The organism is Streptomyces murinus, assembly GCF_002154555.1.
Taxonomy (GTDB): Bacteria; Actinomycetota; Actinomycetes; order Streptomycetales; family Streptomycetaceae; genus Streptomyces; species Streptomyces murinus.
The window spans coordinates 1-698 of the sequence record NZ_MUNF01000332.1; the positions used below are offsets into that span (position 1 = coordinate 1).

The 698-nt window shown below is 74.9% G+C and carries 1 protein-coding gene; it reads right to left on the reverse strand.

Annotated elements, in window-relative coordinates; genetic code table 11:
- On the reverse strand, positions 1-698 hold a 698-nt coding region (locus tag CCN72_RS20460), incomplete at both ends, for an AMP-binding protein (protein ID WP_143664147.1).

A 698-nucleotide genomic window follows, 5' to 3' on the forward strand; every position in this document is an offset into this window, starting at 1 on the left:
CTTGACCTGGTCGTCGGCGCGGCCGAGGAAGCGGAGCGCCCCGTCGGCGGACCGGCGCACCCGGTCGCCCGTCCGGTACATCCGCTGCCCCGGCTCCTCGGTGAACGGGTCGGGCACGAAGCGTTCCGCGGTCAGCGCGGCCCTGCCGTGGTAACCGCGCGCCAAGCACGCGCCGGCCAGATACAGTTCGCCCGCCTCCCCGTCCGCCGCTTCCGTCAGCTCCTCGTCCAGGACATACGCTCGCACGCCGGGCAGCGGCACGCCGAGCGGGATCACCTCGTCGTCGGCGGCACCGTCGAGCGCGGCGGGGTGGGCCTCGTGGCACGTCGCGGTGATCGTCGACTCGGTGAGGCCGTACGCGCTGGTCACCGGCGGGCCGCCCGCGCCGTACCAGCGGCGCAGATCCGCGGTGCGCCCGGCGTCGCTGCCGATCACCACCCGGCGCAGCGCCGCGGGCAGCGGACGGGGCCGGCGCTCCACGTCCTTCGCCCACTGCGCCCAGTACGGGGTGGGCAGATTGACGACGCTGATCCGCTGTCCGGCGAGGAAGGGTTCGAGTTCGCCGGGCGAGACCATGTTGTCGGCGACGAACACGGCGGCGCCGCCCGTGCACCAGGTGGGCAGGGACTCCTCCAGCGACACGTCGAAGGCGGGCGCGGCGAACTGGAGCACCCGGTCGGCGCCGGTCAGCCCGTAGC